This window comes from Mesorhizobium sp. M8A.F.Ca.ET.021.01.1.1, assembly GCF_003998025.1.
GTDB lineage: Bacteria > Pseudomonadota > Alphaproteobacteria > Rhizobiales > Rhizobiaceae > Mesorhizobium.
The window spans coordinates 1-3,729 of sequence record NZ_RZSJ01000590.1; the positions used below are offsets into that span (position 1 = coordinate 1).

The following is a 3,729-nucleotide window of genomic DNA, read 5'->3' on the forward strand; positions in this document are numbered from 1 at the left end:
GTCGGTGCCAACGTCAAGTAACATTTGAACTTGATCGGGCGGCCATATGGCCGCCCGATCTTCCCTCGAAGACGGTAGCCGGCGCATGACCGATTTCTCGCTTTCCAATCAGGCCATTGCGGGAAAGGCCGCGCCCCCTGAGGAAGTGCGCGCCTTGCGGCTGCCGACACAATGGCTTGGCGTGACGCCATTCTTCATCTTCGCCGTCATGTTTCTTATCCTGCCGACGCTTTACCTCATGATGGGCGCGTTTCAGAACGAAGCAGGCGAGTTTACGCTCGCAAACATCGTCGGCATTTTCGATCCGCCCAATCTGTCGAAATACCTGCAGTGCCAGTATGGGGCCTGGGTCTCGTGGACTGACTCAAATTGTCAGTTGCCCACCATCCTCGCTGCCTACTGGATCTCGATCAAAGTCAGTCTGGCCTCTTCATTGATCGGTGCTTTCGCCGGGCTCGCAATCGCCATTGCCATCGTGCGTGGCGGCCTGCCAAACTGGATCCGTTCCGCGACGCTCACCTTTTCGGGCGTGGCATCGAACTTTGCCGGTGTGCCGCTGGCTTTCGCCTTCATTGCAACGCTCGGCCGGGTCGGCCTGGTCACGGTCTTGCTCAACGTGTTGGTCGGCCTTAACCTCTACGCCCACGGCTTCAACCTGTTATCGTTCTGGGGCCTTACCATCACCTATGTCTATTTCCAGATCCCGCTTATGGTCGTAATTATCGTGCCGGCGATCGATGGATTGAAGAAGGAATGGGGTGAAGCAGCATCGACGCTCGGCGCCACCCAAGCTCAGTACTGGCGCATGGTTGTCATCCCTGTTTTGTGGCCAAGCTTCCTCGGCACCGTTATCCTGCTGTTTGCCAATGCCTTCGGTGCAATCGCCACTGCCTATGCGCTGACGGGTTCTTCTCTAAACATCATTCCGATCGTGCTCTATGCGCAGATCCGAGGCGACGTGTTGCATAATGCCCATCTCGGTTATGCCATCGCTTTCGGCATGATTTTCATCACTGGGCTGGCCAACATTTTCTATATCTGGTTCCGCACCCGTTCCGAGAGGTGGCTCAAATGAAGGCTGGCAGATTCTGGGCCTGGATCGTCTTCATCCTCGGCGCGGCCTATTTCTTCATACCGCTCATCGCGACGATCGAGTTTTCACTGCGCATGCGTCGCGGCGTCTATTCCTTCGATGCCTACAAGGTCGTGCTTGGTGACAGCCAGTTCCAGACAACTTTCATGTACTCGGTGATCGTGGCGGTCTTCACCATCCTGCTCGGTGTGCTGATTGTTGTGCCCACCGCTTACTGGATCCGGCTGCGTCTGCCACAGCTTCGCCCAGTGGTCGAGTTCATCACCTTGTTGCCGCTGGTCATCCCGGCCATCGTCATCGTTTTCGGCTACATCAGAATGTATGGCTCGAATTCGCCCCTGCCGTTCCTGTCGAACAATACGGCCACGAACGCCCTGCTGGTCATCGGCTACGCGGCACTGGCACTGCCCTATATGTACAGAGCCGTCGATACCGGGCTTCGTACCATCGACGTGCGGACACTGACGGAAGCGGCCCAGATCCTCGGCGCCGGCTGGGGTACGATCGTCGCTCGCGTGATCCTGCCCAACGTGTTGATCGCGGTGCTCTCCGGCGCCTTCCTGACGTTTGCGATCGTCATTGGCGAGTTCACCATGGCCAGTCTGCTCAATCGGCCCGCTTTCGGTCCATACTTGCAGAACCTGGTGGCCAACAGGGCCTATGAACCGGCAGCGCTGTCCATTATCGCCTTCGCAATCACCTGGGGTTGCATGTCGCTGATCCAGGTTCTGTCGCGGTTTGCGCCGAAGTCTGCTAACCGTCCGAATTGATCGAAAGAAAGAATCATGGCCGAGCCATTCCTCTCCATCCAGCACGTCCGAAAATCCTTCGGCGCCACCACGGTCGTGGAGGATTTCAATCTCGACGTCGAGCCGGGTGAGTTCGTCTCGTTCCTCGGGCCGTCCGGCTGTGGCAAGACCACCGTCCTGCGTATGGTCGCTGGCTTCGAGGAGCCAAGCGCCGGCAAGATCGTCGTCGCCGGCAAGGACATCACCCGGTTGAAGCCCAACCAGCGCAATGTCGGCATGGTGTTCCAGGCCTATGCGCTGTTCCCGAACCTGACCGTGGCGCAGAACATCGGCTTCGGCCTGAAGGTCGCCGGCATGCCCCGGGCGGACATCGATGCCCGTGTCGCCGAAATGCTCGACATGATCAAGCTGCCGCAGATGGCCGACCGCTATCCCTACCAGCTCTCAGGCGGCCAGCAGCAGCGCATCGCGCTGGGGCGCGCGATCGCGCCGAAGCCGAAGCTGCTTTTGCTCGACGAGCCGCTGTCGGCGCTGGATGCCAAGGTGCGCGTATCGCTGCGCGAGGAAATACGCTCTATCCAGAAGAAGCTCGGCATCACCACTATCTTCGTCACCCATGACCAGGAAGAGGCTTTGTCGCTCTCCGATCGCATCGCCGTCATGTATGGCGGCAAGGCCGAGCAGGTCGGCACGCCGTTCGAGATCTACAACCGGCCGGCGACCAAGTTCGTCGCCAATTTCGTCGGCACGCTCAACGTGCTCGAGGGCAAGGTCACCGACGCCGCGTCCGGCAAGGTGCAGGTCAACACCCAGGAAGTCGAACTGAAGGGCAAGCTCAACGGCTCGAAGTCCGGCGACATGCTGTCGCTGGCGCTGCGGCCCGAGGCAATTTCGCTCGGCCGCCAGCCTGGCCGCGACGCCAGCCTGACCGGGGAGATTTCCGAAGTGCATTTTCTCGGCTCGGTGATCCGGGTCCGCGTCGGCATCGGCGGCAACATAGTGTCGCTCGACACGTTCAACAACTCCGCCACCCCGCCGCCCGCAGTCGGGGAGAAGGCCGAGATTTCGTTCTCGTCGAGCGATATGCTGGTGCTGCATTAGGTCGGCGGATATTCAGGTGAGCCGGCCTGCAATTGCCGGCCTCCCGCTAGGAGCCCGCCAGCGAAACCAGCCCGGGATGAGCGTCGCCGACGGCTGTCTCGACATCGGTTCGAACACGGTGGATCGCGCCATTCGGCCCCACACAATCAAACGCAAGAATGCGGTCTTCGCCGGGTCTGATGGCGGTGGCAGACAGGGTCGACGATCGCCACGATCCTGCAGGCCGCCAAGATGAGCGGCGTCGATCCGTTCACCTGGCTCGCCAACACTTCCAGGTCTCTACTTCGCGGGCGCGAATGTCGTTTGTGAGTACGCGATGTCGTGCAACGGGTCGATGAAGTCCCCCTGGTTGTCGGCTGTCAGCGGTGAAAGCGAGCGGTGTCCGCAGGAGCTGGAACCTGATGAAGACTCCGGATGTTGCAAAATTTATCAGTATTTTCAAATCCTTATCGACCCGATAACGCGAGTAGCGGCGTTCCTGGGACGCGGCTATCTATCACCTGTGCGGATGAATTCAGGTGCGAGGTGAATCGATGTCGAATGAACAGGTGAACTGGCTTTTGAAGGTCATCCAACCCGAGCGGAGTCTGGCCTCCCTCCCCGGAGGTGCGAATTTCGGCCAGGACGCTCATGCAGCGCTACTTGGCCTTCCGGTCGAGGTTTACGCGGCCGAACTTGGCCGCATGCAAAAGGAGGCCTCGGAAGCGGCTAGCGCCCTGCTTGCGGACCAGGCCGTGGCATCGATGGTCGATCGCCTTCCGCTTCGCAGAGGGGCCAAAGTAGTGG

At 59.9% G+C, this 3,729-nt stretch carries 3 protein-coding genes and 2 pseudogenes; all 5 read left to right on the forward strand.

All coding sequences use genetic code 11. The annotated features are described in order from the left end of the window. The first annotated feature begins 85 nt into the window (after nt 1–85). Nucleotides 86–1,075, forward strand: a complete 990-nt coding sequence (locus tag EOA36_RS30335) for an ABC transporter permease subunit (protein ID WP_127280624.1) — start codon at nt 86–88, stop codon at nt 1,073–1,075. Then, nucleotides 1,072–1,863 carry an ABC transporter permease gene (locus EOA36_RS30340; RefSeq protein WP_127280625.1) on the forward strand — a complete coding sequence of 264 codons (792 nt, stop codon included), beginning with the start codon at nt 1,072–1,074 and terminating at the stop codon, nt 1,861–1,863. Before EOA36_RS30335 ends, EOA36_RS30340 begins: the two co-directional genes overlap by 4 nt. Nucleotides 1,864–1,878: 15 nt before the next feature. Further along, nucleotides 1,879–2,943 (forward strand): ABC transporter ATP-binding protein, encoded by a 1,065-nt coding sequence (locus EOA36_RS30345; RefSeq protein ID WP_127280626.1) that lies wholly within the window; start codon nt 1,879–1,881, stop codon nt 2,941–2,943. 82 nt (nt 2,944–3,025) lie between these two features. Further along, nucleotides 3,026–3,204: pseudogene (locus EOA36_RS30350) on the forward strand (transposase); the annotation flags it as partial. Between the two features lie 272 nt (nt 3,205–3,476). After that, nucleotides 3,477–3,729: pseudogene (locus EOA36_RS37840) on the forward strand (SGNH/GDSL hydrolase family protein); the annotation flags it as partial.

Excerpts from the sequence above, each read along its gene's own strand:
- EOA36_RS30335 (WP_127280624.1), top strand. The coding sequence starts at position 86 with ATGACCGATTTCTCGCTTTCCAATCAGGCCATTGCGGGAAAGGCCGCG.
- EOA36_RS30340 (WP_127280625.1), top strand. The coding sequence starts at position 1,072 with ATGAAGGCTGGCAGATTCTGGGCCTGGATCGTCTTCATCCTCGGCGCG.
- EOA36_RS30345 (WP_127280626.1), top strand. The coding sequence starts at position 1,879 with ATGGCCGAGCCATTCCTCTCCATCCAGCACGTCCGAAAATCCTTCGGC.